This window comes from Agromyces sp. NDB4Y10 (assembly GCF_001620055.1).
In the GTDB taxonomy this organism is placed as follows: Bacteria; Actinomycetota; Actinomycetes; order Actinomycetales; family Microbacteriaceae; genus Agromyces; species Agromyces indicus.
This window is the reverse complement of the sequence record NZ_LQGY01000001.1, coordinates 16152-40530: the sequence shown is the minus strand read 5'-3', so window position 1 is coordinate 40530 and position 24379 is coordinate 16152. Positions and strand designations below refer to the sequence as shown.

Annotated in this window: 20 protein-coding genes and 1 pseudogene; 14 read left to right on the top strand and 7 right to left on the bottom strand. The window is 72.5% G+C overall.

Features of this window, described 5'->3' with window-relative positions; all coding sequences use genetic code 11:
• Position 1: 1 nt before the first annotated feature.
• On the bottom strand, positions 2-1948 hold the full coding sequence (locus tag AVP42_RS00215; RefSeq protein ID WP_082846862.1) for a BCCT family transporter: 1947 nt from the start codon (positions 1946-1948) through the stop codon (positions 2-4).
• Between the two features lie 59 nt (positions 1949-2007).
• Between AVP42_RS00215 and AVP42_RS00210 the strand changes: the two genes are divergently transcribed.
• The 4 genes from AVP42_RS00210 (at position 2008) to AVP42_RS00195 (ending at position 7550) form a co-directional block, all read left to right on the top strand.
• Positions 2008-2997, top strand: a complete 990-nt coding sequence (locus AVP42_RS00210) for an aldo/keto reductase (RefSeq protein WP_067944943.1) — start codon at positions 2008-2010, stop codon at positions 2995-2997.
• A gap of 16 nt (positions 2998-3013) precedes the next feature.
• Positions 3014-3934: an AEC family transporter gene (locus tag AVP42_RS00205; protein WP_067944940.1), complete on the top strand. Its 921-nt coding sequence runs from the start codon at positions 3014-3016 to the stop codon at positions 3932-3934.
• A 43-nt stretch (positions 3935-3977) separates the two neighbouring features.
• Positions 3978-4727 (top strand): DUF1353 domain-containing protein, encoded by a 750-nt coding sequence (locus AVP42_RS00200; protein ID WP_067944936.1) that lies wholly within the window; start codon positions 3978-3980, stop codon positions 4725-4727.
• 258 nt (positions 4728-4985) lie between these two features.
• Positions 4986-7550 carry an RNA helicase gene (locus tag AVP42_RS00195; protein WP_067944935.1) on the top strand — a complete coding sequence of 855 codons (2565 nt, stop codon included), beginning with the start codon at positions 4986-4988 and terminating at the stop codon, positions 7548-7550.
• 25 nt (positions 7551-7575) lie between these two features.
• Here the strand turns inward: AVP42_RS00195 and AVP42_RS00190 are convergent, their stop codons facing one another.
• Positions 7576-8574: an EamA family transporter gene (locus AVP42_RS00190; protein WP_067944933.1), complete on the bottom strand. Its 999-nt coding sequence runs from the start codon at positions 8572-8574 to the stop codon at positions 7576-7578.
• A gap of 238 nt (positions 8575-8812) precedes the next feature.
• On the opposite strand from AVP42_RS00190, the gene AVP42_RS00185 reads away from it, so the two are divergent.
• The 4 genes from AVP42_RS00185 to AVP42_RS00170 all read left to right on the top strand — a co-directional run bounded on the left by AVP42_RS00185 (position 8813) and on the right by AVP42_RS00170 (position 13050).
• Positions 8813-10822, top strand: a complete 2010-nt coding sequence (locus tag AVP42_RS00185) for a bifunctional UDP-sugar hydrolase/5'-nucleotidase (protein ID WP_067944931.1) — start codon at positions 8813-8815, stop codon at positions 10820-10822.
• Positions 10823-10920: 98 nt separating this feature from the next.
• Positions 10921-11544 (top strand): hypothetical protein, encoded by a 624-nt coding sequence (locus tag AVP42_RS00180; RefSeq protein ID WP_067944929.1) that lies wholly within the window; start codon positions 10921-10923, stop codon positions 11542-11544.
• 95 nt (positions 11545-11639) lie between these two features.
• A complete protein-coding gene (locus tag AVP42_RS00175; RefSeq protein WP_067944927.1) occupies positions 11640-12371 on the top strand; it encodes a YcnI family protein in 732 nt (243 codons plus the stop codon).
• A gap of 1 nt (position 12372) precedes the next feature.
• Complete coding sequence (locus tag AVP42_RS00170; RefSeq protein ID WP_067944925.1) at positions 12373-13050, top strand: copper resistance CopC family protein; 678 nt, start codon at positions 12373-12375, stop codon at positions 13048-13050.
• 26 nt (positions 13051-13076) lie between these two features.
• Here AVP42_RS00170 and AVP42_RS00165 read toward each other — a convergent pair whose 3' ends face one another.
• A complete protein-coding gene (locus tag AVP42_RS00165; RefSeq protein WP_067944924.1) occupies positions 13077-13778 on the bottom strand; it encodes an SDR family oxidoreductase in 702 nt (233 codons plus the stop codon).
• Between the two features lie 156 nt (positions 13779-13934).
• Here AVP42_RS00165 and recQ point away from each other — a divergent pair, with 156 nt between their 5' ends.
• From recQ to AVP42_RS00150, 3 genes are all read left to right on the top strand, one after another.
• Entirely contained in the window at positions 13935-15944 is a 2010-nt protein-coding gene (gene recQ / locus AVP42_RS00160) for a DNA helicase RecQ (protein ID WP_067944923.1), read from the top strand.
• Between the two features lie 81 nt (positions 15945-16025).
• Positions 16026-16430 (top strand): hypothetical protein, encoded by a 405-nt coding sequence (locus AVP42_RS00155; RefSeq protein WP_067944922.1) that lies wholly within the window; start codon positions 16026-16028, stop codon positions 16428-16430.
• Between the two features lie 180 nt (positions 16431-16610).
• Positions 16611-18731, top strand: coding sequence for an acyl-CoA dehydrogenase (locus tag AVP42_RS00150; protein ID WP_067944921.1), 2121 nt, complete (start codon positions 16611-16613; stop codon positions 18729-18731).
• A gap of 60 nt (positions 18732-18791) precedes the next feature.
• Here the strand turns inward: AVP42_RS00150 and AVP42_RS00145 are convergent, their stop codons facing one another.
• Genes AVP42_RS00145 through AVP42_RS00135 form a run of 3 tightly spaced genes read right to left on the bottom strand, consistent with a single transcriptional unit; the run spans position 18792 to position 20589 of the window.
• Positions 18792-18989, bottom strand: a complete 198-nt coding sequence (locus tag AVP42_RS00145; RefSeq protein ID WP_231878482.1) for an HPP family protein — start codon at positions 18987-18989, stop codon at positions 18792-18794.
• Positions 18990-19034: 45 nt separating this feature from the next.
• The gene (locus AVP42_RS00140) at positions 19035-20048 is read right to left on the bottom strand and encodes a malate dehydrogenase (protein ID WP_067944917.1); all 1014 of its coding nucleotides are present in this window, start codon (positions 20046-20048) and stop codon (positions 19035-19037) included.
• 46 nt (positions 20049-20094) lie between these two features.
• Positions 20095-20589, bottom strand: coding sequence for a DUF427 domain-containing protein (locus AVP42_RS00135; RefSeq protein ID WP_067944915.1), 495 nt, complete (start codon positions 20587-20589; stop codon positions 20095-20097).
• A gap of 121 nt (positions 20590-20710) precedes the next feature.
• On the opposite strand from AVP42_RS00135, the pseudogene pip reads away from it, so the two are divergent.
• From pip to AVP42_RS00120, 3 genes and pseudogenes are all read left to right on the top strand, one after another.
• Positions 20711-21664 (top strand): annotated as a pseudogene (pip, locus tag AVP42_RS00130) (prolyl aminopeptidase); the annotation flags it as partial.
• Positions 21665-22024: 360 nt separating this feature from the next.
• Positions 22025-22900, top strand: coding sequence for a neutral zinc metallopeptidase (locus AVP42_RS00125; RefSeq protein ID WP_067944913.1), 876 nt, complete (start codon positions 22025-22027; stop codon positions 22898-22900).
• Positions 22900-23661, top strand: coding sequence for an alpha/beta hydrolase (locus AVP42_RS00120; protein ID WP_067944911.1), 762 nt, complete (start codon positions 22900-22902; stop codon positions 23659-23661). The genes AVP42_RS00125 and AVP42_RS00120 overlap by 1 nt, the downstream gene beginning before the upstream one ends.
• Before the next feature lie 18 nt (positions 23662-23679).
• Here the strand turns inward: AVP42_RS00120 and AVP42_RS00115 are convergent, their stop codons facing one another.
• Entirely contained in the window at positions 23680-24378 is a 699-nt protein-coding gene (locus AVP42_RS00115) for an alpha/beta fold hydrolase (RefSeq protein ID WP_067944909.1), read from the bottom strand.
• Position 24379: the final 1 nt, after the last annotated feature.

Sequence of the window (24379 nt, the reverse complement as noted above, 5' to 3'; positions counted from 1 at the left end):
CTCAGTGCAACGGATCGCGCCCGTCGTCGTCCGTGGTCCGGTCCGGCACGTCGGTCACGTCGCCGGGCGCCCGGGGGTCGTGTTCGACGAGGTCGTCCACCTCGTCGGTGGGCACGCCGCTCGACTCGGCGTAGAGCGACTCCATCGTTCGCCGTGAGGGATGCCGCGGCGGCAGCCCGTCGTCGACGTGCGTGAGCACCGGCCGTAGCGGTGCGGCCGGCGCCGGCTCCGGAGCGGGCCGGGGCGCCCCAGGCGGCCGCACGGCGCGTCCGAGCCGGCGCAGCCACCCCGGCCCCCGTCCGACGACGCCCCGCTCGAGCGGCGCCTCGACCTCGAGGCCGTAGTACTCGCCGATCTGATCCATCAGCTGCGCACGCCGGGCCAGTTCGTACGCCCGCCGCTCCCGGCTGAAGGCGATGATCGTCGACCAGCAGATGAGCAGCATCACGACGCTGAACGGCAGGGCGATGATGATCGCCGCGGTCTGCAGGGCTCGCAGGCCGCCCGCGAGCAGCAGCGAGATCGCGAGCAGGGCCGTGACGAGCGTGAAGAACGTGCGGACCCACTTGCGGGGGTTGATCTGGCCGCCGGTGGCGATCATGCCCATCACGAGTGCCCCGGAATCGGACGAGGTGACGAAGAAGATCGTGATGAGGATGATCACGCCCGTCGTGAGCACCCCGGTCGCGGGCAGGAACTCGAGGAGCGCGAACAGGGTGCCCTCGACGTCGACGCTGCCGTCGGCGCCCACGAGGCTCCCCGGCTCGGTCAGTTCCAGGTGGAGCGCCGACCCGCCGAGCACGCTGAACCACAGGATGCCGATGAGCGTGGGCACGAGGATGACGCCCGCGACGAACTGCCGGACGGTCCGGCCACGCGAGATGCGGGCGATGAAGATGCCGACGAAGGGCGCCCACGAGATCCACCATCCCCAGTAGAACGAGGTCCACGTCGCCTGCCACGCCTCGCCGGTCGCACCTTGGAAGGCGCTCACGTTGAAGGAGAGCCCGACGAAGTTCTGGATGTACGTGCCGATGGACTGGACGAACTCGCGCAGCAGGAACTCGGTCCGCCCGAACGCCAGCAGGTACAGCACGAGGAGCCCGGCGAGCACGAGGTTCGTCGAGGACAACCACTTCATTCCGCGCGTCACGCCCGAGAGCACCGAGACGAGGACGAAGACCGTGATGACGAGGATGATGACGACCTGCGTGGTCGGCGACGGCTCGACGAGGCCGATCGCGTCGAGCCCGGCACTGATCTGGAGCACGCCGAGCCCCAGGGAGGTGGCAACGCCGAACAGCGTGCCGGCGAGCGCGACCACATCGATCACGTTGCCCCACGCCCCGCGCACCCGGCGACCGAGGAGCGGTTCGAGGGTCCAGCGGATCGAGATCGGGCGCTTGCGGCGGTGGATCGCGTAGGCGAGCGCCAACCCGACGACGACGTAGATGGACCAGGCGTGCACGCCCCAGTGCAGGTACGTCTGGCTGAGTGCGGCCTGCGCGAGCTGCTCGGGCGTGCCCGAGACGCCGGGGCGCGGAGAGGCGAAGTGGCTGAGCGGCTCGCTCGCGCCGTAGAAGACGAGCCCGATGCCCATGCCGGCGGCGAAGAGCAGCGAGAACCAGGCGCCGAGCGAGAACTCCGGCCGGTCCTCGTCGGCACCCAGCCGGATGTCGCCGTATCGGCTGAACCCGACGAACAGGCTGAAGGCGACGAAGAACGCCGCGATCAGGACGTAGTACCAGTTGAACGCGTTGACGATCGAGGTCTGCACGGCACCGAACGCCGCCTCGGCCGCCCGCGGCGCGAGCAGGGCGAACCCGCTCATCGCGAGGACGACGACGGCCGCCGGCCAGAACACCCAGCGTTCGATGCTGGTCCTCGGCAGTCGGAACCGTCTGGGTTCGGCGCCGCGAGCGGGGGCGTCCGTCCCGTCACCGTCCATGCCGTTCACGATACGCGGGCGACTAGGCTCGCACGAGGAATCCGTTCGGAGGAGCACGCATGCAGACCCGCACCCTCGGCCGCACCGGCCGCACCGTCTCGGCCATCGGGCTCGGCACCTGGCAGCTCGGCGCCGACTGGGGCGAGGTCGACGAGGCCGACGCGCTCGCCGTGCTCGACGCGTCGCACGAGGCGGGCGTCACGGTCTTCGACACCGCCGACGTCTACGGCGACGGGCGTTCCGAGTCGCTCATCGGCCGATGGCTCGCGGCGAACCCCGACGCGGGCGTCACGGTCGCGACGAAGATGGGCCGACGGATGCCACAGGAGCACGACAACTACGTGCTCGAGAACTTCCGCGCCTGGACCGACCGGTCGCGTCGCAACCTCGGCGTCGACACGCTCGACCTCGTGCAGCTGCACTGCCCGCCCACGTCGGTCTTCGTGGACGACGCGGTGTACGACGCGCTCGACACCCTCGTGGCCGACGGCGCGATCGCCGCGTACGGCGTGAGCGTCGAGAAGGTCGACGAGGCGCTCGCGGCGATCGCGCGGCCGAACGTCGCGACGGTGCAGATCATCCTCAACGCCTTCCGCCTGAAGCCGGTCGACGAGGTGCTGCCCGTCGCGGAGCAGTACGGCGTCGGCGTCATCGCGCGCGTCCCGCTCGCGAGCGGCCTGCTGTCGGGCCGGTACACGCTCGACACCGAGTTCGCCGAGAACGACCACCGCAGCTACAACCGCCACGGCGAGGCGTTCGACGTCGGCGAGACGTTCTCGGGGGTCGACTACGCCACGGGCGTGCGCGCCGCGTCCGAGTTCGCCCGGCTCGCCCGCGAGGCGGCACCGGATGCCACGCCCGCGCAGGTCGCCCTCGCGTGGGTCGCCCGGCAGTCCGGCGTCTCGACGGTCATCCCCGGCGCCCGCAACCCCGAGCAGGCCCGCGCGAACGCCGCGGCGGGCTCGCTCGAGCTGCCGGACTCGTTCGACGCGGCCGTGCGCGACCTGTACGACCGGGAGATCCGCGCGTCGGTGCACCACCGCTGGTGACCCCGGCTCGCCATCCGTGATCGAGATCCTCACGGGCTTCGCCGTCATCGGCCTCGCGGTCTTCGTCGGATGGCTGGCCGCGCGGACGGGGGTGCTCGGGCCGAGCGCCCGCCCCGTCCTCGCGCGCCTGAACTTCAGCGTCCTCGCGCCGTTCCTGCTGTTCTCGGTGCTCGCCACGGCCGACGTGCGACGCCTGTTCTCGTCGCTGCTCCCGGTCTCGGCGATCGCGGCGGTGACCATGATGCTCGTCTTCGCGCTGGTCTCCGCGGTCCTGTTCCGCCGCGGCCTCGCGCGGACCACGATCGGCGCGCTGAGCGCCGGGTACGTCAACAGCAACAACATCGGCATCCCCATCGCCCTGTACCTGCTGGGCGATGCCGCGTACTCGGCGCCCGTCGTGCTGCTGCAGCTGCTCGTGTTCGCGCCGATCGTCCTGGTGCTGCTCGGCATCGCCGCGGAGGGTCGTCCCTCGGCCCGCGGCATCCTGCGCTCGACGTTGCTCAACCCGATCATCGTCGGGTCCCTGCTCGGCGTGCTCGTCTCCGTCACCGGGCTCGAGCTGCCGCCGATCATCATGGATCCGGTGCAGCTCATCGGGCAGGCCGCGGTGCCGCTCATGCTCATCGCCTACGGGCTCTCGCTGCACGGCCAGCGGATGTTCGAGCCCGGCACGGGGCGACGCGACGTGCTGCTCGCCTCGGCGCTCAAGCTGTTCGCGATGCCCCTGGTCGCCTGGGCGGTCGGCGCGTTCGTGTTCGGCCTCGATGCGCGCGAGCTCTACGCCGTCACGGTCCTCGCGGCCCTGCCGACGGCCCAGAACGTGTTCGTGTTCGCGCAGCGCTACGAGACCGCCGAGGTCACGGCACGCGACACGGTGTTCCTCACCACCGTGGGGTCGGTGCCGGTACTGTTCGCGGTGTCGCTGCTGCTCGGCTGACGCCGGGGCACGGCAGGATGGGCCGAGACCCGAAGGAGGCCGCATGCCCTTCCTGCGCGACGACGGCGCCCCGCTCGACGAACTGCGCTTGGCGCAGCGACCGGCCGACGGCCACCGCTTCGAGCTCCGCGATGCCGTCGTCTACGTCGACCCCGTGTCCGGCCGCCGGTACCGCGCGCCGGCGGCGGGGGAGGGGCCGCCGCCGTCGGGCGTCACCGACCTCGCCTCGGTGCCGAGCCCTCTCTGGGGGTTCATCGCGAGCTACGGGCGGCAGTCGGCGCCCGCCGTGCTGCACGACGCGCAATCGCTCGCGGCCGAGGCCCTCGGCGATCCGAGGCGAGCGCTCCTGCAGCGGCGCGAGGACGACCTCGTGTTCCGGCGGGCGCTGCTCGAGCAGGGCGTCCCCCGGATGCGCGCCTGGCTGATGTGGGCGTGGGTGTCGGCCGACCGGGAGCGCGCCTACGCCGGTGCGGCCGGATGGCTGCTGCTCGGGCAGGTCGCGCTCGGGGTGCTCGTGGTCGTGGCATCCGTCGTGCTCGCGGTGCTGGGGGGTCCGTGGTGGCTCGCGCTCGCCGCGGCACCGGCGCTCGCCGCACTGCCGTGGCGGTCCCGCGCGTCGCTCCTCATCACCCTCACCTATCCGCTGGCGCTGTTCGGCCCGCTGCTGCTCGTCCACTTCCTTGCGCTCGTGCCCTTCCGCCTGATCGAGGCGATCGTCGAGGTGTTCACCGGGGGCGACCCGGCGGGGGTGGTCCGGCCGACGGTGGCCCGGCCCGACGCGGAACGGCCCTGATTCAGGGTTGACCCTGAGGCAACCGCGGCGCGGCATCCGTACCGTTGACCTCGGTCGCACACCACGGACCGCAGGGGGAACTGTCACCGTGGGTCCGACCGGAGAGCCGGCCCGCGCAGGTCCGTCCCGAACCGGCGGCGCCGGCCGGCTCCCCGATCAACCGGCCGCGAGCGGCGGGCGCCTTGGGGGAGGCGCTCGCCGCCCGGCTTCCGGTTCCCCCGTTCGCCGCTCCCGGCCGCATGGGGCAGACTCGGACGGATGACCTCCAGCCTGCTCGACGCCGTCCCGAGCCCGTACGACGCCGACGCCATGTACGACGCGTTCGTGACGTGGGCCGAGGGTCGCGGCTTCGCGCTGTACCCCGCGCAGGACGAAGCGGTCATCGAACTCGTCTCCGGCGCGAACGTGATCCTCTCGACCCCCACCGGCACGGGCAAGTCGCTCGTCGCGGTCGCGGCGCACGCGGCATCCGTCGCCCGCACCGCCGCCGACCGCGCCGCCGGCCGCCCGTGGGGTCGCACCTACTACACGGCGCCCATCAAGGCGCTCGTGAGCGAGAAGTTCTTCCAGCTCGTCGAGATCTTCGGCGCGCAGAACGTGGGCATGGTCACGGGCGACAGCTCGGTGAACCACGACGCGCCGATCATCTGCTGCACGGCCGAGATCCTCGCGAACCTCGCCCTCCGCCAGGGGGCCGATGCGCCCGTCGACCAGGTGGTCATGGACGAGTTCCACTACTACGGCGACGGCGATCGCGGCTGGGCGTGGCAGGTGCCGCTCATCACCCTGCCGCACGCGCAGTTCGTGCTCATGTCGGCGACGCTCGGCGACGTCACCGCGATCGCGGACGACCTCAGCCGTCGCACCGGCCGCGACACCGCGCGCGTCACGGGCGTGGAGCGGCCGGTCCCGCTGCACTTCTCGTACGCCCGCACGCCCGTGCAGGAGACCGTGGAGGACCTCATCGGCACGCGCCAGGCGCCGGTGTACATCGTGCACTTCTCGCAGGCCGCCGCGATGGAGCGCGCCCAGGCGCTGTCGTCCATCCGGGTCGTGACGCGCGAGCAGCGCGACGAGATCGCCGAGGCGATCGGCGGGTTCCGGTTCACGACCGGGTTCGGCAAGACGCTGTCGCGGCTCGTCCGCGCCGGCATCGGCGTGCATCACGCCGGCATGCTGCCGCGCTACCGTCGGCTCGTCGAGACGCTCGCGCAGCGCGGCCTCCTCCGCGTCATCTGCGGCACCGACACGCTCGGCGTCGGCATCAACGTGCCCATCCGCTCGGTGCTCATCACCGCGCTCTCCAAGTACGACGGGCAGCGGATGCGGCAGCTGAGCGCCCGTGAGTTCCACCAGATCGCCGGCCGCGCCGGGCGCGCCGGGTACGACACGGCGGGCACCGTCGTCGTCCTCGCGCCGGACCACGAGATCGAGAACGAAGCCGCGATCCGCAAGGCCGGCGACGACCCGAAGAAGCTGAAGAAGGTCGTGCGCAAGAAGCCGCCGGCGGGGTTCGTGACGTGGGGCGAGGGATCCTTCGAGCGACTCGTCGCCGCCGAACCCGAGCCGCTGCAGCCGCAGCTGAAGCTCAGCGCGGCCATGCTGATCAACGTCATCGGGCGCGGCGGCGATGTCGCCCGCGGCATCCGCTCGCTCGTCTTCGACAACCACGAGACCCGGGCGCGGCGGTACGAGCTCGCTCGGCGCGCGCTCGAGATCCTCCGCACGCTGCGCGACGCGGACGTGGTCGAGCTCGTGCCGACGGATGCCGCCGACCGGCCCCTCGGCGTCGACCTGCGCCTCACGGTCGACCTGCAGCCGAACTTCGCGCTCAACCAGCCGCTGTCGCCGTTCGCGCTCGCCGCGATCGAGTTGCTCGACCCCGAGACGAGCGAGCAGGGCACCGGCCACTACTCGCTCGACGTCGTGTCGATCATCGAGTCGACGCTCGACGACCCGCGCCCGATCCTGTCGCAACAGCAGTACAAGGCCCGCGGCGAGGCGGTCGCCGCGATGAAGCGCGACGGCATCGAGTACGACGAGCGGATGGCGCTGCTCGAGGAGGTCACCTGGCCGAAGCCGCTCGACGAGCTGCTCGCCCACGCGTTCGAGACGTTCGCGGCGAGCCAGCCGTGGGTGCGCGATTTCGAGCTCAGCCCGAAGTCGGTCGTGCGCGACATGTTCGAGCGGTCGATGTCGTTCGGCGAGTACGTGTCGTACTACCAGCTGCAGCGCAGCGAGGGGCTGGTGCTGCGGTACCTGTCCGACGCGTTCCGCGCTATCCGCCAGACGGTGCCCGATGAGGCGAAGGACGAGGACCTGCTCGACCTCATCGAGTGGCTCGGCGAACTGGTGCGCCAGGTCGACTCGAGCCTCGTCGACGAGTGGTCCGAGCTCGTCGACCCGCGCTCTCACCTGCCCGAGGACGAGGCGCCCGTCGTGCCGCCCGCACCGCCGTCCGTCGTCACCAACCGGCGCGCGTTCACGGTGCTCGTGCGCAACGAGCTGTTCCGGCGCGTGCAGCTCGCCGCGCTCGACCACGACGACGAGCTCGTCGGGCTCGACCCCGGTCCCATGTGGCCCGAGGCGCTCGACGCGTACTACGCCGAGCACGACTCGATCGGCACCGGCGGGCCGGCGCGCTCGCCGAGGCTCGTCGCGATCGACGAGACGGATGCCGCGGACGGCCTGTGGCGCGTCGAGCAGACCATCGACGACCCGGCCGGGCACCACGACTGGCGCATCCGCGGCGAGGTCGACCTGGTCGCGTCGGCCGAGGAGGGCACCGCGGTCGTCCGGATCACCGAGGTCGTGCGGCTGTAGCCCGGCCGCGCGGGTCGCCCGAGCCTCAGGCGAGCGCGAGCATGCCGGCCGCGGCGAGCGCGAGCACGAGACCCACCCACTGCACGGGCGCGATGCGCTCGCGCAGCACCGCGGCGGCGAGCAGGATCGTGCCCGCCGGGTACATCGCCGCGAGGACGGCGGCCACGGCGAGGTCGCCCGCGCGGATGCCGAGCAGGATGAGCACGTTGGCGAGTGCGTCCAGGAGGCCGCAGCCGATCGCGATGGCGAACCCGACCGCGAGGCCCTCCCGAGCCGGGGTGCGCGCGTCGGACCGTGCGTCCGAAGCGGATCCTGGGGCGGCGTTCGCGACCGGGCCGGCGGGGGATGCGGCGGCCAGGGCCGCGGCATCCGTTCTCGGGGTGGTCTCACGGACCGCCTTGAGCGCGGGCGCGGGTGACGCGCGCCGGGCGACGAGCACGAGCAGGCCGAACACGCCGAACATCAGCACGGTGTTGACGATGCGGCTGAAGATGAGCGGCACGACCCCCGAGTCGTCGGGCGTCTGGGAGATCAGGATGTAGAAGGCGCCGATGGCGAGGCCGGATCCGGTCGCGAACGCGAGGCCGCGCGCGCTCGGGCGGACGGCGCCGCGCTCGGGAACGAACCCGACGAGCACCACGGCGAGGAGCGCGAGCCCGAGCGCCCACGCCGCCATCGGGCCGAAGCGCTCGCCGCCGACGACGGTGCCCCAGATCATGGGCGTGATCGCCGAGACCAGGGCGGTGAGCGGCGACAGGATGCTCATCGGCCCGATCGCGAGGCTCGCGTAGAGCAGCGAGATGGCGACGGCCCCCACGAGGCCCGAGAGCGCGCCCCAGGTCGCCGCCTCGGCCGACCACGCCCCGCCCGTCACGGGGAGGGCGATCGCGAGCAGGACGAGGCCCGACGCCGCCGAGACGGCCGTCGCGAGGACCGCGCCGAGTCGGCGCGCGGCGAGTCCGCCGAGGAAGTCGGCGGCACCGTAGACGAGGGCGCCGGTGAGCGAGAGGACGGCCGTGAGCACCGGCTCAGCCTAGGCCGATGGAGCGCCCATGGCCTGCGCATGTGAGCAGAAGTCGCTGCTCAGATGAGCAAAATCGGCCGAAATCCCGAACCTGAGGTGACGACTTGGCCAAGACTCTTCCCACGTCGCGGAGCGCGACCTAGGCTGCGGATCAGCGTCGCCTGAATCCGTCGGGAGGCGCGTGCGACGCCGGGGGTCGACCATGCTCCCGGCATCCCCTTGCAGAGGAGACCACGCAATGCAGCAACGTTCCCCCGGCGCGGGCACGAACCGCGCCACGACCAGGTCCCGCGGCCGCCTCGCGGCAGGCGTCGTCGCGAGTGCGACCGCCGCAGCGCTCGCGCTCGGCGGCGTCGCATCGGCTCAGGCAGCCCCGGCCCCGAAGGGGAAGGAGGCGCGGTCGGTCGACATCAACCTGGTCACCGTGAACGACTTCCACGGTCGCATCGAGCAGGCCGGCACGGCGGCCGGCATTGCACGGCTGTCCACCGCGGTCCAGCAGATCCGCGACGAGAATCCGAACACGATCTTCGCCGCTGCCGGCGACATGATCGGCGCCTCGACCTTCACGTCGTTCATCCAGAACGACGAGCCGACCATCGAGGCGCTCAATGCGGCCGGTCTCGATGTCAGCGCGGTCGGCAATCACGAGTTCGACAAGGGCTTCGCCGACCTCACCGACCGGGTCATGCCGCTCGCGCTCTGGGAGTACCTCGGGGCGAATGTCTACGATGCGGAGACCGGCGAGCCGGCGTTGCCGGAGTACTGGATCGAGAAGTTCCAGGGCGTGAGCGTCGGCTTCGTCGGCGCCGTCACCGACGAGCTTCCGTCACTCGTGAGCCCGACGGGAATCGAGGACATCACCGTCGGCGACCCCGTCGAAGCCGCCAACCGCGTGGCCGATCAACTCTCGGACGGCAAGAAGAACAACGGCGAAGCCGACATCGTGGTCTTCCTCGTGCATGAGGGCGCGGCCACCACGTCGATCGAGTCCGCCACGGACCCGAACACCCGGTTCGGTGAGATCGTCCTGAACGCGAACGACAACATCGACGCGATCGTCTCGGGCCACACGCACCTGCCGTACAACCACGTCATCGACGGTCGTCCGGTCATCTCGAGCGGCCAGTACGGTGAGCGCTTCAGCAACATGGAGATCACGTACGACCGCGGGACGAAGTCGATCACGAAGATGGAGAACACCATCTACACGATGGCGACGGCCTTCGACGCGCGCGGCAACGTGACCGCCTGGTTCACCGAGCCCGACCCGCAGATCGTCCCGATCGTGACGGCGGCGACCGAGGTCGCGAACGAGCTCGGCAACGTGGTCATCGGCCAGGCGGAGTCGGCGTTCAACCGCGCCAGGCAGCCCGGCACCGTGAACGGCCAGCCCGCACTCGTCGAGAACCGCGGCGGCGAATCCACGCTCGGCAACTTCGTGGCCGATGTGCAGCTCTGGGCGCTGAACGCCGATGGCACCCGGAGCGTGGACATCACGTTCATGAACCCCGGCGGTCTGCGCGCCGACATCAACGCGGGCGACACGACCTACCGCGAAGCCGCCGACGTCCAGTCGTTCGCGAACACGCTCGTCACGGTCCAGATGACCGGCGCCCAGGTCAAGGCCGTGCTCGAGGAGCAGTGGCAGCCGGACGGCGCGAGCCGGCCGTTCCTGAAGCTCGGCGTCAACGAGGCGTTGTCGTACACGTACGACCCGACGGCGGCGCGCGGCTCGCACATCACCGAGATCTTCCTCGGGACCGAGCCGCTCGACCTCGCGGCGACGTACACGGTCGGCGCGAACTCCTTCCTCGGCGGCGGCGGCGACAACTTCACGACGTTCGCGCTCCCCGAGGTGGCGGCGACGAAGGCCGACAGCGGCAAGATCGACCTCGAGGCGATGGTCGACTACTTCGAGCAGTTCGGGGCCGCAACGCCCGACTACACCCAGCGGGCCGTGGGCGTCGATGTGGTGAGCGTGTCGGACGGCGTGGCGACGGTGGCGCTCTCGTCACTGGACTTCAGCACGACCGAGCCCAAGGCGGGCACCGTGACGGTCTCGCTCGACGGCGAAACGCTCGCCACTGAGGTCGTCGATCCGGCGTTCCCCGTTCCGTCGACGTTCGACGAGATCGGCCGCGCCACGGTGACCTTCCCGGTCCCGGCGGGCGCGACGTCGCAGACGCGGTTCACGATCACGACGCCGACCGGCACGACGAGCTCCTTCGTCCTGCCGATCAGCTGACACCCTGACGACGGAGGGCCGGGCACGTGGGTGCCCGGCCCTTCGCGCTGCTGCCCGCGGCGGTCCGGCCGTCCCGACGCGGCGGTTAGGCTGATGGGGTGAGTCCTCGGGGTGCGCGCGCGATCCGCGGAGCGGCGGTCGCCGCGTTCGCGACACTCATCGCGTCCCTGGCGCACACGATCGGCGGCGGCACGCCACCGGGCGTCCTCGCGCTGTCGCTGGCGATGGCCTTCTCGGCACCGCTGGCCATGGTGATCGCGGGCGAGCGGATGTCGCTGCCGCGCGCCGCGGCTGCGGCCCTCGTGGCCCAGGCCGCCCTGCACCTGCTGTACTCGATCGGCACCCCGGCCCGCGGTGCGGCATCCGTCGTCGCCCACGCGCACGGGTCGGGCGTCCCGCTCCGCATCGACGCGGGCGGTCTCGCGGTCGTCGTCGACCACGGACACGCGCTCGGCATGCCGCTCGCTCACGTCGCCGCCGCAGGGGCGACCGTCGTCGCGCTCGCCCTGCTCGGCCGCGCGGCCCGCGCAGTCTCCGTCGCGTTCGGCACCGCCGTGCGCGGCATCCGCCTGCTCGTCTCGGTGCTCGCCGGCGTGCCCGTCGCGACCAGCGTGCGCCACGTGGTCCCCGCGGCGCGCACGCATGGGCTGCCCGCGCTCGCGCTCGTCCTCCTCTCGTCGTTGCGGCACCGCGGTCCGCCGGCGTCGTGGCTCGCCGCCTGAGCGGCGCACGACCCCGACACCCCGGAGTACCGCGGGCGCACGTGACATCCAGCCGTCCACCGGCCGCGCGCTCGCACCCACACGAGAGAAGACCCATGCGACCCATCACCCGTTCCGCCACCCTCGCTGCGAGCGCCCTCGGCGCCGGCGCCTTGCTCGCGCTCGCCGCGCCCGTCGCCGCGCACGCGCACGTCGTCGTCACGCCCGGCGAGGCGGCCGCCGCCTCGTACACCGTGCTCGAGTTCGCCTCGGGCCACGGCTGCGACGAATCGCCCACCACGTCCTTCACCGTCGACATCCCCGAGCAGATCCTCTCGGTCACGCCCAACCTCAAGGAGGGCTGGACCATCGAGAAGGTCATGGAGCAGCTCGACGAGCCCGCCGAGGGTGCGCACGGCACCCAGGTGACCGAGCGCGTCGCCCAGGTCGTCTACACCGCTTCGACGCCGATCCCCGACGGCTACCGCGACTCGTTCAAGGTGCAGGTGTTCCTGCCCGAGGAGGTCGCGGGCGAGCGGCTCGAGTTCCCGGTCCTCCAGTCGTGCGTCGAGGGCGAGACGAACTGGAACGAGTCGCCCGGTGCCGACGGCGCGGAACCGGATCACCCCGCCCCGGCGATCGTGGTCGGCGAGGCCGCGGCGGACGGCCACGGCCACGGCGACGACGACGGTCACGACGACTCGGCCGAGACCGCGTCGGCGACGTCCGCCGCCGCCGCGGATGCCTCGGTCGACGTGCTCGCCCGGGTGGTCGGCATCGCGGGCCTCGCGGTCGGCGTCGTCGGCGTCGTGATCGCGCTCGCCGCCCGACGCGCCCGGAAGGCCTGACGTGGCCCCCGCCACCGTCCGACGCGCGGCCGCCGGAGCAGCGTCCGCCCTCGCGCTGGCCCTCCTGGCGGTGGCGGGCCCCGCCGCGCCCGCGTTCGCGCACAACACGGTGATCGACGAGGGGCCGGCGGCGGAGTCCACCGTCGCCGACCAGCCCGGCGAGGTCTGGATCGAGACGAACGACGTGCTGCTCGACCTCGACGGCGCGACGGCCATGGACGTCGTGGGCCCCGACGGGCGCCACTACGCCACCGCCTGCCCGGTCGTCGATGGGCCGATCGCGAGCGTCGCCGCCGAGCTCGGGCCGGCGGGCGAGTACACGGTCGCGTACCGGGTCGTCTCCGCCGACGGTCACCCGATCACGGGCGATCACACGTTCACGTGGCAGCCGGCCGACGGCGCCGCCGTCGCCGAGGGCGCGGCCGAGCCGGTCTGCGGTGCGGCGGCCGCCGAGGAACCCGGCGCCGACGCCGATGCGGGCGACGAGTCGACGGATGCCGCGGCATCCGTCGGCGGCGACGTCGTGTGGATCGCGGCGGCCGTCGTCGCCGTCCTCGGGGCGGGCGTCGCGGCGTTCCTGCTGACGCGTCGGCGCCCCGCGCCGGCGCATCCCGCGGACGCGCCCGCCACCGACGCCGACGCGGGACCGCGCGCGGGCGACGCGTCGGACGACCGCTGATCCGTCGCCGGGCGCGTTCGGCGGGATCAGGTCCCGGTGAACGCGCTCGGTGGCAGCGCGGTCTCGCCCTCGGCGATGGCGCGCACCAGCCGGTCGGCGACGGCCGCGGGGTCGTGGCCCGCGGGGAACTTGGGCGCGGTGCCGAACAGCGGCCGGCCGGCGAGCCCGGTCTCGGTGTGGCCGGGCCGGGCATCGAGCAGGCGGATGCCGCTGCGGCGCAGTTCGCGGCCCGCCGCGGTGAGGTAGGCCGCGAGTGCCGCCTTCGACGCCGAGTAGCTCCCCAGGCCGGCGGTCGGCAGTTCGGCGACGATGCCGGTGAGGGCGAGCACGACCGGCTCGCGTCCGGCCTCGGCGGACTCGCGGAGGGCGGGGAGCGCCGCGGAGACGATGCGCATGGGCGCGAGCGCGTTGACCGTGAAGAGCGTCTCGAGGTCCTGCTCCGCCGTCTCGGCGACGGTGTCGAACCCGACGACGCCGGCCGCGAGCACGATCACGTCGAGCCCGCCGAGCGCCTCGGTGGCTCGGCCCACGATGGTCTCCGGCGCGGTCTCGTCGGTGAGGTCGACCGCGATGGCGGCGCCTCGCGTGGCTCGTTCGCCGAGCCGGGCGGCGTCCCGTCCGCTGAGCGCGAGCGAGGCACCGCCCTCCGAGAGCCGTTCCGCGATCAGCGTGCCGAGCACGCCGGTCGCGCCGATGACGAGTGCGCGGCTGCCGTCGATCCGGGTCATGCAGCGAGCGTAGGTCGAGCGGATGCCGCACCGCGGGCGTTCCCAGCACTCTCGCACCGGCTCCCCACCGTTCCTCCACATCCGGCCCGTCGTACGGCCCGGCCCGGCCCCGCGGATGCTCGCACGGCCGTCCGAGGCGACGGGTAGGGTCGACGGGTGACCTGGAACGACGAGCCCGCTGCGGCGTTCGCCCCCTCGTGGGAGGACCCGCCGTGGGATCCCGACGAGCTGGTCCCGCCCGACGACGAGTGGGCTCCGCCGCCCCCGGCCGAGCCCGGTCCGCCGGGCGCGGGCGCGGCCGCCGCGACTGCGCCGGCCGCGGCGCCCGCTCGGTTCGACTCGGCGCACGAGGCGCTGCGCACCGTCTACGGCTACGACGGGTTCCGCGGCGAGCAGGCGGCGATCATCGAGCACGTCGCGGCCGGCGGCGATGCGGTCGTGCTCATGCCCACGGGCGGCGGCAAGAGCCTCTGCTACCAGGTCCCCGCGCTGCTGCGCGAGGGCACGGGCGTGGTCGTCTCGCCGCTCATCGCGCTCATGCACGACCAGGTCGACGCGCTCGTGCGCAACGGGGTCCGTGCCGGCTACCTCAACTCGTCGCAGTCGCCCGCCGAGCGCGCGCAGGTCGAGCGGGCGTACCTCGCCGGCGAGCTCGACCTGCTCTACGTCGCACCCGAGCGGCTCGGGTCCGAGCAGACCAAGCGGTTCCTCGAACGGGGCACCATCGCGCTCTTCGCGATCGACGAGGCGCACTGCGTCGCGCAGTGGGGCCACGACTTCCGGCCCGACTACCTCGCGCTCGCCGAGCTCGCCGAGCGCTGGCCCGACGTGCCGCGCATCGCGCTGACCGCCACGGCGACCGAGGCCACGCATCGCGAGATCACCGACCGGCTCTCGCTGGGCCGGGCGCGTCACTTCGTCTCGAGCTTCGACCGGCCGAACATCCAGTACCGCATCGCGCCGAAGATCGACGTGCGGCGCCAGCTGCTCGACTTCGTGCGCACCGAGGGACGCGACGCCGACGGCCGGCCCGTCCCTGGCATCGTCTACGCGCTCTCCCGCGCGAGCACCGAGAAGTTCGCGTCCTTCCTCGCGGCGAACGGCATCGACGCGATGCCGTACCACGCTGGCCTCGACGCGGGGCTGCGCCGGCGCACGCAGGAGCGCTTCCTCCGCGAGGACGGCGTGGTCGTCGTGGCCACGATCGCCTTCGGGATGGGCATCGACAAGCCCGACGTGCGGTTCGTCGCGCACGTCGACCTGCCGAAGTCGGTCGAGGGCTACTACCAAGAGACGGGTCGCGCGGGACGCGACGGCCTCCCCGCCACCGCGTGGCTGGCGTACGGCCTGCAGGACGTGGTGCAGCAGCGCCGCATGATCGACGAGAGCCCCGGCGATCTCGCCCACCGGCGCCGGCTCGCCGCGCACCTCGACGCGATGCTCGCGCTCTGCGAGACCGTGCAGTGCCGGCGACAGAACCTGCTGGCCTACTTCGGCGAGTCCAGCGGCCGGTGCGGCAACTGCGATACGTGCCTCGAACCGCCGGAATCGTGGGACGGCACCGTGGCGTCCCAGAAGCTCATGTCGACGATCGTGCGGCTCCAGCGCGAGCGCGGCCAGCGCTTCGGTGCCGGGCACCTGGTCGATATCCTCCGCGGCAAGCGCACGCCGCGCGTCGAGCAGTACGGGCACGACCGGCTCGCGACGTGGGGCATCGGCGACGACCTCTCCGAGCAGCGGTGGCGGGGCGTCATCCGTCAACTGCTCGCCCAGGGGCTGCTGCAGTCGGTGGGCGAGTACGGCGTGCTGACGCTGACGGATGCCTCGGCGGCGGTGCTCGCGGGCGACCGCTCGGTCGCGTTCCGCACCGAACCCGAGCGCCCGGTCCGCGCCTCGCGGTCCGCGCGCGCGGCGACCCCGGCGGCGGCCGACCTCGAACCGGCGGCGGCCGAGCTGTTCGAGGCGCTCCGCGCGTGGCGCGCCGGCGAGGCCCGCGAGCAGGGCGTTCCCGCGTACATCGTGTTCGGTGACGCGACCCTGCGCGCCGTCGCGGTCTCGCGCCCGGGAGCCCTCGCCGACCTCGACGGCATCCCGGGGATCGGGGCGAAGAAGCGCGAGGCCTACGGCGAGGCGCTCGTGCGCGTCGTCGCCGAGCACGTGCGCTGACGGGACCTTCGGCCCGTCGCCGCACGGGGGAGTTGCTAGCGTCCCCCCAGACGGACGCACCGTCGGGCGAAGGGGGACGCCATGTCGACGATCCAGGGCAATCGACCGGTCACGATCACCATCATCGGCGTCCTCGCCTTCATCGCCGGACTCATCGACCTCGTCTCCGGGGTCATCCTGTTCTTCCTCCTGCCCAACGAGGAGGTCGTCGCGGGTTTCGGCGGGTCCGGCGGCCTCATCGCGGCGGCGATCGGGTCCATCATCGTCGGCCTGATCACCGCGGGGCTCGCGGGCGGGCTCCTGCGCGGCAGCAGCGTCGCGCGGATGATCGTCACCGTGCTGCAGGTGCTCTCGCTCATCGGGTCGTTGTTCATGGCCGTCGCCTACCTCGGCATCCCGGTCGGGGAGTGGCTCGGACTGGCGGTCTCCGCGCTGGTCCTGATCCTGCTCTGGACGCCGAAGGCCAGCGCGTTCTTCCGTGACTGACGCCCAACGGCGTTGTGGATGTCCCAAGGCGCGAACCCGCTCTGATTGTATGGTTCCACAGGGGTGATCCGAGGGCGGCCCGCGCGGTTTGTAGGGCCCTGACGCACTTTTTCGGCGCCCGGATCGCGCGCCATACCGTGGGAGGGAAGCCCCGTATCCGCGACGAAGGACGTACCGACGATGGTCGACACGGCATCACGATCCGACACCACCCCCGCGCCCAAGGTCGAGCGCCCGACCAACCCGGAGCGCGCGGCCGAGGCCGCTCCCGCGCACACCCCGATCGACGGCCAGGCGGCGCCGGTCGTCGACGTCGCCGCGCTCGGCCGGCAGCTGCTCGGCACCTGGGCCGACATCCGGCTTGAGGCCCGCGCGCGCGCCGCCCGGCCCGAGTACCAGCGCATCGAGGGCCAGCCGATGGCCGAGCACCGCGAGCGCGTCCTCGGCCAGCTGAAGCTCCTCGTCGACTCCGGCGCCATCGCGAAGGCGTTCCCGAAGGAGCTCGGCGGCGAGGACGACCACGGCGGCAACATCGCCGCCTTCGAGGAGCTCGTGCTCGCCGACCCGAGCCTGCAGATCAAGTCGGGCGTGCAGTGGGGCCTGTTCGGGGCCGCCGTGCTGCACCTCGGCACGACGCCGCACCACGAGAAGTACCTCCCCGGCATCATGTCGCTCGACGTGCCGGGCGCCTTCGCCATGACCGAGACCGGTCACGGCTCCGACGTGGCCTCCATCGGCACCACCGCCACCTACGACCCCGACACGCAGGAGTTCGTCCTCCACACGCCCTTCCGCGGCGCGTGGAAGGACTACCTCGGCAACGCGGCGCTGCACGGCATCGCCGCCGTCGTCTTCGCGCAGCTCATCACCAAGGGCGTGAACCACGGGGTCCACGCGTTCTACGTGCCGCTGCGCGACGAGCAGGGCGAGTTCCTGCCCGGCATCGGCGGCGAGGACGACGGGCTGAAGGGCGGCCTCAACGGCATCGACAACGGCCGCCTCCACTTCACGAACGTCCGCGTCCCGCGCGAGAACCTGCTGAACCGCTACGGCGACGTCGCCCCCGACGGCACCTACTCGAGCCCGATCGCGAGCCCGGGCCGCCGGTTCTTCACGATGCTCGGCACGCTCGTGCAGGGTCGGGTCTCGCTCGACGGCGCCGCCACCGCGGCATCCGCCATGGCCCTCGACATCGCGATCACCTACGGCACCCAGCGACGCCAGTTCAACGCCGGCAGCGACACCGACGAGGAGGTGCTGCTCGACTACCAGCGCCACCAGCGCCGGCTCCTGCCCAAGCTCGCCACGACGTACGCGCAGTTCTTCGCGCACGACGAGTTCCTCGTGAAGTTCGACGCGGTGTTCTCGGGCGCGGCCGACACCGACGACGACCGACAGGACCTCGAGACGATGGCCGCGGCGCTGAAGCCGCTGTCGACCTGGCACGCGCTCGAGACGCTGCAGGAGGCCCGCGAGGCCTGCGGCGGCGCCGGCTTCCTCGCCGAGAACCGCCTCGTCGGGCTCCGGCAGGACCTCGACATCTACGTCACGTTCGAGGGCGACAACAACGTGCTGCTGCAGCTCGTCGCCAAGCGCCTGCTGACCGACTACTCGGCGCAGTTCCGCAAGGCGGGCGTCGGCGTCATGGCCCGGTACGTCGCCGCCCAGGCGGCCGACCGCGCCATGCACGGCGTGGGCCTGCGGCGCCTGGCCCAGACGGTCGCCGACTTCGGCTCGACCGCCCGGTCGGTCGTCGACCTGCGCGACGAGGAGACGCAGCGCGAACTCCTCACCGACCGCGTCGAGGCGATGATCGCCGAGATCGCCGGTCGCCTCCGCGACGCCCGCAAGCTCTCGAAGGCCGAGGCCGCCGCGGTCTTCAACCGCAACCAGAACGAGCTCATCGAGGCCGCCCGCGCCCACGCCGAGCTGCTGCAGTGGGAGGCGTTCACGCGCGGCCTGCACCGCACCGAGGACGAGGGCACCCGCCAGGTCATCACGTGGCTGCGCGACCTGTTCGGCCTCGGGCTCGTCGAGAAGCACCTCGCGTGGTACCTGATCCACGGCCGGCTGTCGTCGCAGCGCGCGCAGGCCGTCACCGCGTACATCGACCGCCTCATCGAGCGCCTGCGCCCCTACGCGCTCGACCTCGTCGACGCGTTCGGCTACGAGCAGGCGCACCTCCGCGCCGCGATCGCGTCGGGCGCCGAGCAGGAGCGCCAGGACGAGGCGCGCGCGTACTACGCCGCCCAGCGCGAGGCGGGCACGCTGCCCATGCCCGAGAAGGCGGTCAAGAAGTAGCGAGCGGATGCCGCAGGCGGGCCGGACGCGGACACGTCCGGCCCGTCGTCCTTCCCGGGGTCATCGGCGCGGCGGCGCGTCGTCCTCGCCGGGCGGCTTCATGATCGCGCCCGCCGCGAGGCCGACGGCGATCCCGGTCGCGAGCCAGAGCCAGAACCCGGTCCACAGGCTGATGCCGAGCCCGACGAGCAGGCCGACGACGAGGCCGACGACGAGCTGCCGTCGACGGGCTGGGGACATCGGTTCGCGTGCGGCCATGCGACCAGCGTAGGCGGCGGGCGGCGCCATCCGTTCGCCGTCGGATCAGATCAGCCCGAGCGAGCGGACCGCCTCGCGTTCGTCGACGAGTTCCGCGACCGACGCGTCGATGCGCTCGCGCGCGAACGCGTCGACGGCGAGTCCCTCGACCACGCTCCACGTCCCGTCCTGCGACGTCACCGGGAACGAGGAGATCACTCCCTCGGCCACGCCGTACTCGCCGTGCGACCACAGCGCGGCGCTCGTCCAGCCGCGGTCGCCTGTGCCGAGCACCCAGTCGCGCACGTGGTCGATCGTCGCCGACGCTGCCGACGCCACCGACGACGAGCCGCGGACCTCGATGATCTCGGCACCGCGGCGCGCCACGCGCGGGATGAACTGGTCCACGAGCCAGGCGTGCGCGGCCTCCGTGCCGCCCATGCGAGCCGCCAGGAGCGCAGGCACGGGGTCGCCGCCGGCCGTCGCGTGCGCGACATCCGGGAACTGGGTCGCCGAGTGGTTGCCCCAGATCGTCACCCCGCGGATGCCGCCGACCGGGGTGCCGAGCGCCGCCGACAACTGGCCGAGCGCGCGGTTGTGGTCGAGGCGGGTGAGGGCGGTGAAGCGCTCCCTCGGCACGTCCGGGGCGTTCGACGCCGCGATGAGCGCGTTCGTGTTCGCCGGGTTGCCGACCACGGCCACGCGCACGTCGTCGGCGGCGTGGTCGTTGATCGCGCGCCCCTGCGGCCCGAAGATGCCGCCGTTGGCCTGCAGGAGATCGCCGCGTTCCATGCCGGCCGTGCGGGGCCGGGCGCCCACGAGCAGCGCGACGTTCGCACCGTCGAACGCGACGGCGGGATCGTCGGTCACGTCGACGTGGGCGAGGAGCGGGAACGCCGAGTCCTGCAGTTCGAGGGCCGCGCCCTCGGCCGCGCGGAGCCCCTGCGGGATCTCGAGCAGGCGGAGGCGCACCGGGGTGTCGTCGCCGAGCATCCCGCCCGATGCGATGCGGAACAGCAGCGCATAGCCGATCTGCCCGCCGGCGCCCGTGATCGTGACCGTGACCGGTGTGCGACTCATGCGCCGAGCCTACGCCGGGCGCCGGGGCGCGGCATCCGCTCGCCCCTCACCAGCCCATGCTGCCGGGCACGCCCTTGAACGGACCGGCGAGGTTCGACGTCACCCAGCCCCCGTAGAACGAACCGGGCTGCGGCGTGACGCGCTCGCCGTCGACCGTGCACGCGTCCATCGGGCCGGCGTACACCGCGACCCGGTCGCGGAGCGCCTCGAACCCCGGCGAGGGCGACGGGTACGTCCAGGCGGCCCGCTCGGCCGTGCGGCCCCCGCCGTGGACGCTGAAGTACCGGGCCGCGCCCTTGAACTCGCAGAACGAGGAGCCCGACGCGGGCCGCAGCGCGCCCTCGGCGAACGCCGCGACGGGCAGGTAGTACACCGGCGGGTGGCTCGTCTCGAGGACGCGGACGACATCGCGCGTGTCGACGATGCGCTCGCCGCCGAGGTCGATCGCGACGCGCACGTCGACGGGCTCCACGCGGGGCGGACGCGGATAGTCCCAGACGGACTCCTGTCCGGGGCCGGGGGGCTCGGGAACCGGTCTCATGCGCCACACGGTAGGCGGCGATACTGAAAGGGTGCCAAGTCGGGCCGGTGCGACGCGGGGCGCGGCGCGCCGCCCGGATGCGGCATCCGCCGATCGGTAGCGTGACCGGCAGGGGGGAAGCATGAGGGACCTGTATCCGGAGATCGAGCCGCTCGAGACGGGCATGCTCGACGTTGGCGACGGCCAGCACATCTACTGGGAGGTGTCGGGCAATCGCGAGGGCAAGCCGGTCGTCTTCCTCCACGGCGGACCGGGCGGCGGCACGACGCCCACGCACCGGCGCCTGTTCGACCCGGCGAAGTACCGCATCGTGCTGTTCGACCAGCGCGGCTGCGGGTTCTCGATCCCGCACGCCTCCGAGCCCGGCGCCGACCTGTCGGCGAACACCACCTGGCACCTCATCGCCGACATGGAGCGGCTGCGCGCCCACCTCGGCATCGACCGCTGGCAGGTGTTCGGCGGATCCTGGGGCAGCGCCCTCGCCCTCGCGTACGCCGAGACCCACCCCGAGCGCGTGACCGAACTCGTGCTGCGCGGCATCTTCACGCTGCGACGCCAGGAGCTCGACTGGTTCTACGAGGGCGGCGCCTCGGCGGTGTTCCCGGACCTCTGGGAGGACTTCCTCGCTCCCGTGCCGCTCGGCGAGCGCGCGCACCTCATCGAGGCGTACGGGCGGCTGCTGGCGCATCCGGACCCGGCGGTGCACCAGCCCGCGGCGATCGCGTGGTCTCGCTGGGAGTCGTCGACCATCACGCTGCTGCCCCAGGCCGAGACCATCGCGCGCTTCACGTCGCCCGAGTACGCGACCGCGTTCGCCCGCATCGAGAACCACTACTTCCGTCACGGCGGGTGGTGGGAGGACGGCCAGCTCATCCGCGACGTCGGGCGCATCCGGCACATCCCCGCCGTGATCGTCCAGGGCCGCTACGACATGTGCACGCCCATGATGACGGCGTGGGACCTCCACCGAGCCTGGCCCGAGGCGGAACTGCACATCATCGACGACGCCGGCCACGCCTTCGACGAGCCGGGCATCCTCGCCGCGCTGATCGGCGCGACCGATCGGTTCGCCGAGACGGGTGGGGCGTTCGGCGCGGTCGACGACGACGCCGACCTCGGGACGACCGACGACGATGACGACGACGACCTCGAGGACGAGGAGCGGACCGACCTCGACGAGGTGGACCGCGATGATGACGTCGACGTCGACGACGATGACGACGACGACGACGAGGACGACGACGAGGACGACGAGGTCGACGAGGTCGAGGACGACGACGAGGTCGACGACGAGGTCAACGACGAGGTCGACGAGGTCGATGACGACGAGGACGACGACGAGGACTCGTCCGCGGACGACGGCGCCGTCATAGCGGATGCCGAGGACCGACGGAAGGCGGATGCCGCCCGCAGCGGCGCGGAGTAACGTCATCGCATGACGTTCAATCCGAACTCCGACATCAGCGGGGGCAGGGCCTCCCGGCGCGGACGGAACACGGGCATCGCCGTCGGCGGCGGACTCGGCGTCCTCGCACTGTTCCTCGTGGGGCAGTTCCTCGGGGTCGACCTGTCGGGGCTCGTCGGTGGCGGGCAGGGACCGGCGCCGTCCGATGCCGCACTCGAGCAGTGCGAGACCGGCGCTGACGCGAACGAGCGGATCGACTGCCGCATGAAGGGCGCGTCGGCCTCGCTCGAGGAGTACTGGCAGGATGCCGCTCCGACGATCGGGCTGGAGTACACGCCCCCGCAGGACTTCATCCTGTTCGAGCAGGCCGTGTCGACCGGGTGCGGGAACGCGTCCTCGGCCACCGGGCCCTTCTACTGCCCGCCCGACCAGACCATCTACATCGACACGAGCTTCTACGACCAGCTCGAGTCGCGGTTCGGGGCCGAGGGCGGTCCGCTCGCCGAGATGTACGTCGTGGCCCACGAGTGGGGACACCACATCCAGAACATCGCCGGCGTGCTCGACTCCACGCGCGACGGGCAGACGGGGCCGGCCTCCAACGCGGTGCGCGTCGAGCTGCAGGCGGACTGCTTCGCCGGCGCGTGGGCTGCGGCCGCGTCGAGCACGGAGGACCCGGAGGGCCAGCCGTTCCTGCAGCCGATCTCGCCGGAGGAGTACGAGCAGGCCATCGGCGCCGCGGCCGCGGTCGGCGACGACCGCATCCAGGAGGCCACGCAGGGCCAGGTCGACCCGCACACGTTCTCGCACGGCACGAGCGAGCAGCGCGTGCGCTGGTTCGCCACCGGGTTCGAGCAGGGCGTGGGCGCCTGCAACACGTTCGAGGTGAGCGGAGACCAGCTCTGATGCGCCGCGTCGGTGCCGTGCTCCTCGCGGTCGCCGGTGTCGTGGTCCTCGTCGTGGTCGGCTTCCTCGTGTACGCCAGCCTGGTCTTCGAGGGCGACCGAGAGGCCTCCCTCGACGCGTGGCGCTCGAACGGCGTCGAGATCACGGGCACCGACCGGTCGATCGTGATCGAGCCCACGACCGGCGCGATCGACGCGGGCCTGGTGTTCATCCCCGGCGCGAAGGTGCAGCCCTCCGCCTACCTCTACAAGATGGCCGGGATCGTCGAGGCGACGGGCATGACGGTGGTCATCACGGAACCCACGCTGAACCTCGCGTTCTTCGACACGCGGCCGCTCTCGGAGTTCACGGCCGACGCACCGGAGGTCGAGCGGTGGTTCGTCGGCGGCCACTCGCTGGGTGGGGTGCGAGCCTGCCAGCTCGCGGCCGACGGCACGCGCGACGACGCCGACCCGGCGGTCGAGGGCCTCATCCTGTTCGGCAGCTACTGCGTCGACGACCTGTCCGGATCGGACCTCGAGGTGCTCTCGATCGTGGCCGAGAACGACGGACTGAGCACCCCGGAAGAGGTGGCGTCCCGAGCGGGCAACCTGCCGGATGACACGGTGAGCGTCACGATCGAAGGGGCGAACCACGCCGCGTTCGGCGATTACGGCGCCCAGCCCGGTGACGGCACGGCCACGATCGACCGCCAGACGGCGCGGGCCGAGATCTCCGACGCCGTGGCCGCATTCATCGGAGAGCTCGAGCCGGCGCGCTGACCGCCCGCCCTCGAGCGGTCAAGACGCGAGCGCGTCGGCGAGCACCCGCCCCAGCTCGGCGGGGCGCGTGAACTGCGGCCAGTGGCCCGTGGGCAGATCGACGTAGTCGACGTCGCGGTGGGCGGCCAGCTCGCGGACGAACGGCACGCCGGCGGCGATCCACTCGTGCACCTGGGAGCTCGGGAACTCGCAGCACACCACCGTCGTGGGGACGTCGTGACGACGCTCGTCGTGCAGCCGGAGCGGATCGCTCGCGGCGGCGGCCGGATGCGGCAGAGCGCGCGAGCGGAACCGGTCGCGCAGCGCGTCGTCGAGATCGACGAGGTCGGCCGCCTCGAACACCGACCAGTCGGGCAGCGGGATCTCGTCGCCCACGACGGGCAGCTCGTCGTTGACGCAGTCGCCGTCGGCGATGGGCGCGGCATCGACGAACACGAGGCGGGCGACCCGATCGGGTCGACGGTCGACGACGCCCTGGGCGACCGCGCCGCCACCGGAGTGGCCGACGATCGCGACGGGACCGTCGATGTCGTCCAGCAGCCCGACCACCGCCGCCATGTGGTCCTCCAGCCCGATCCCCGCTCGCGGTGCGTCGGCGGACTCGAGGCCGGGGAGGGTCACGGCATGCACGCGGTGGCCGGCGGCCTCGAGCTCGGGTGTCACCTCGTTCCACGAACTCGCGTCGAGCCAGAATCCGGGGATGAGGATGACGTCCATC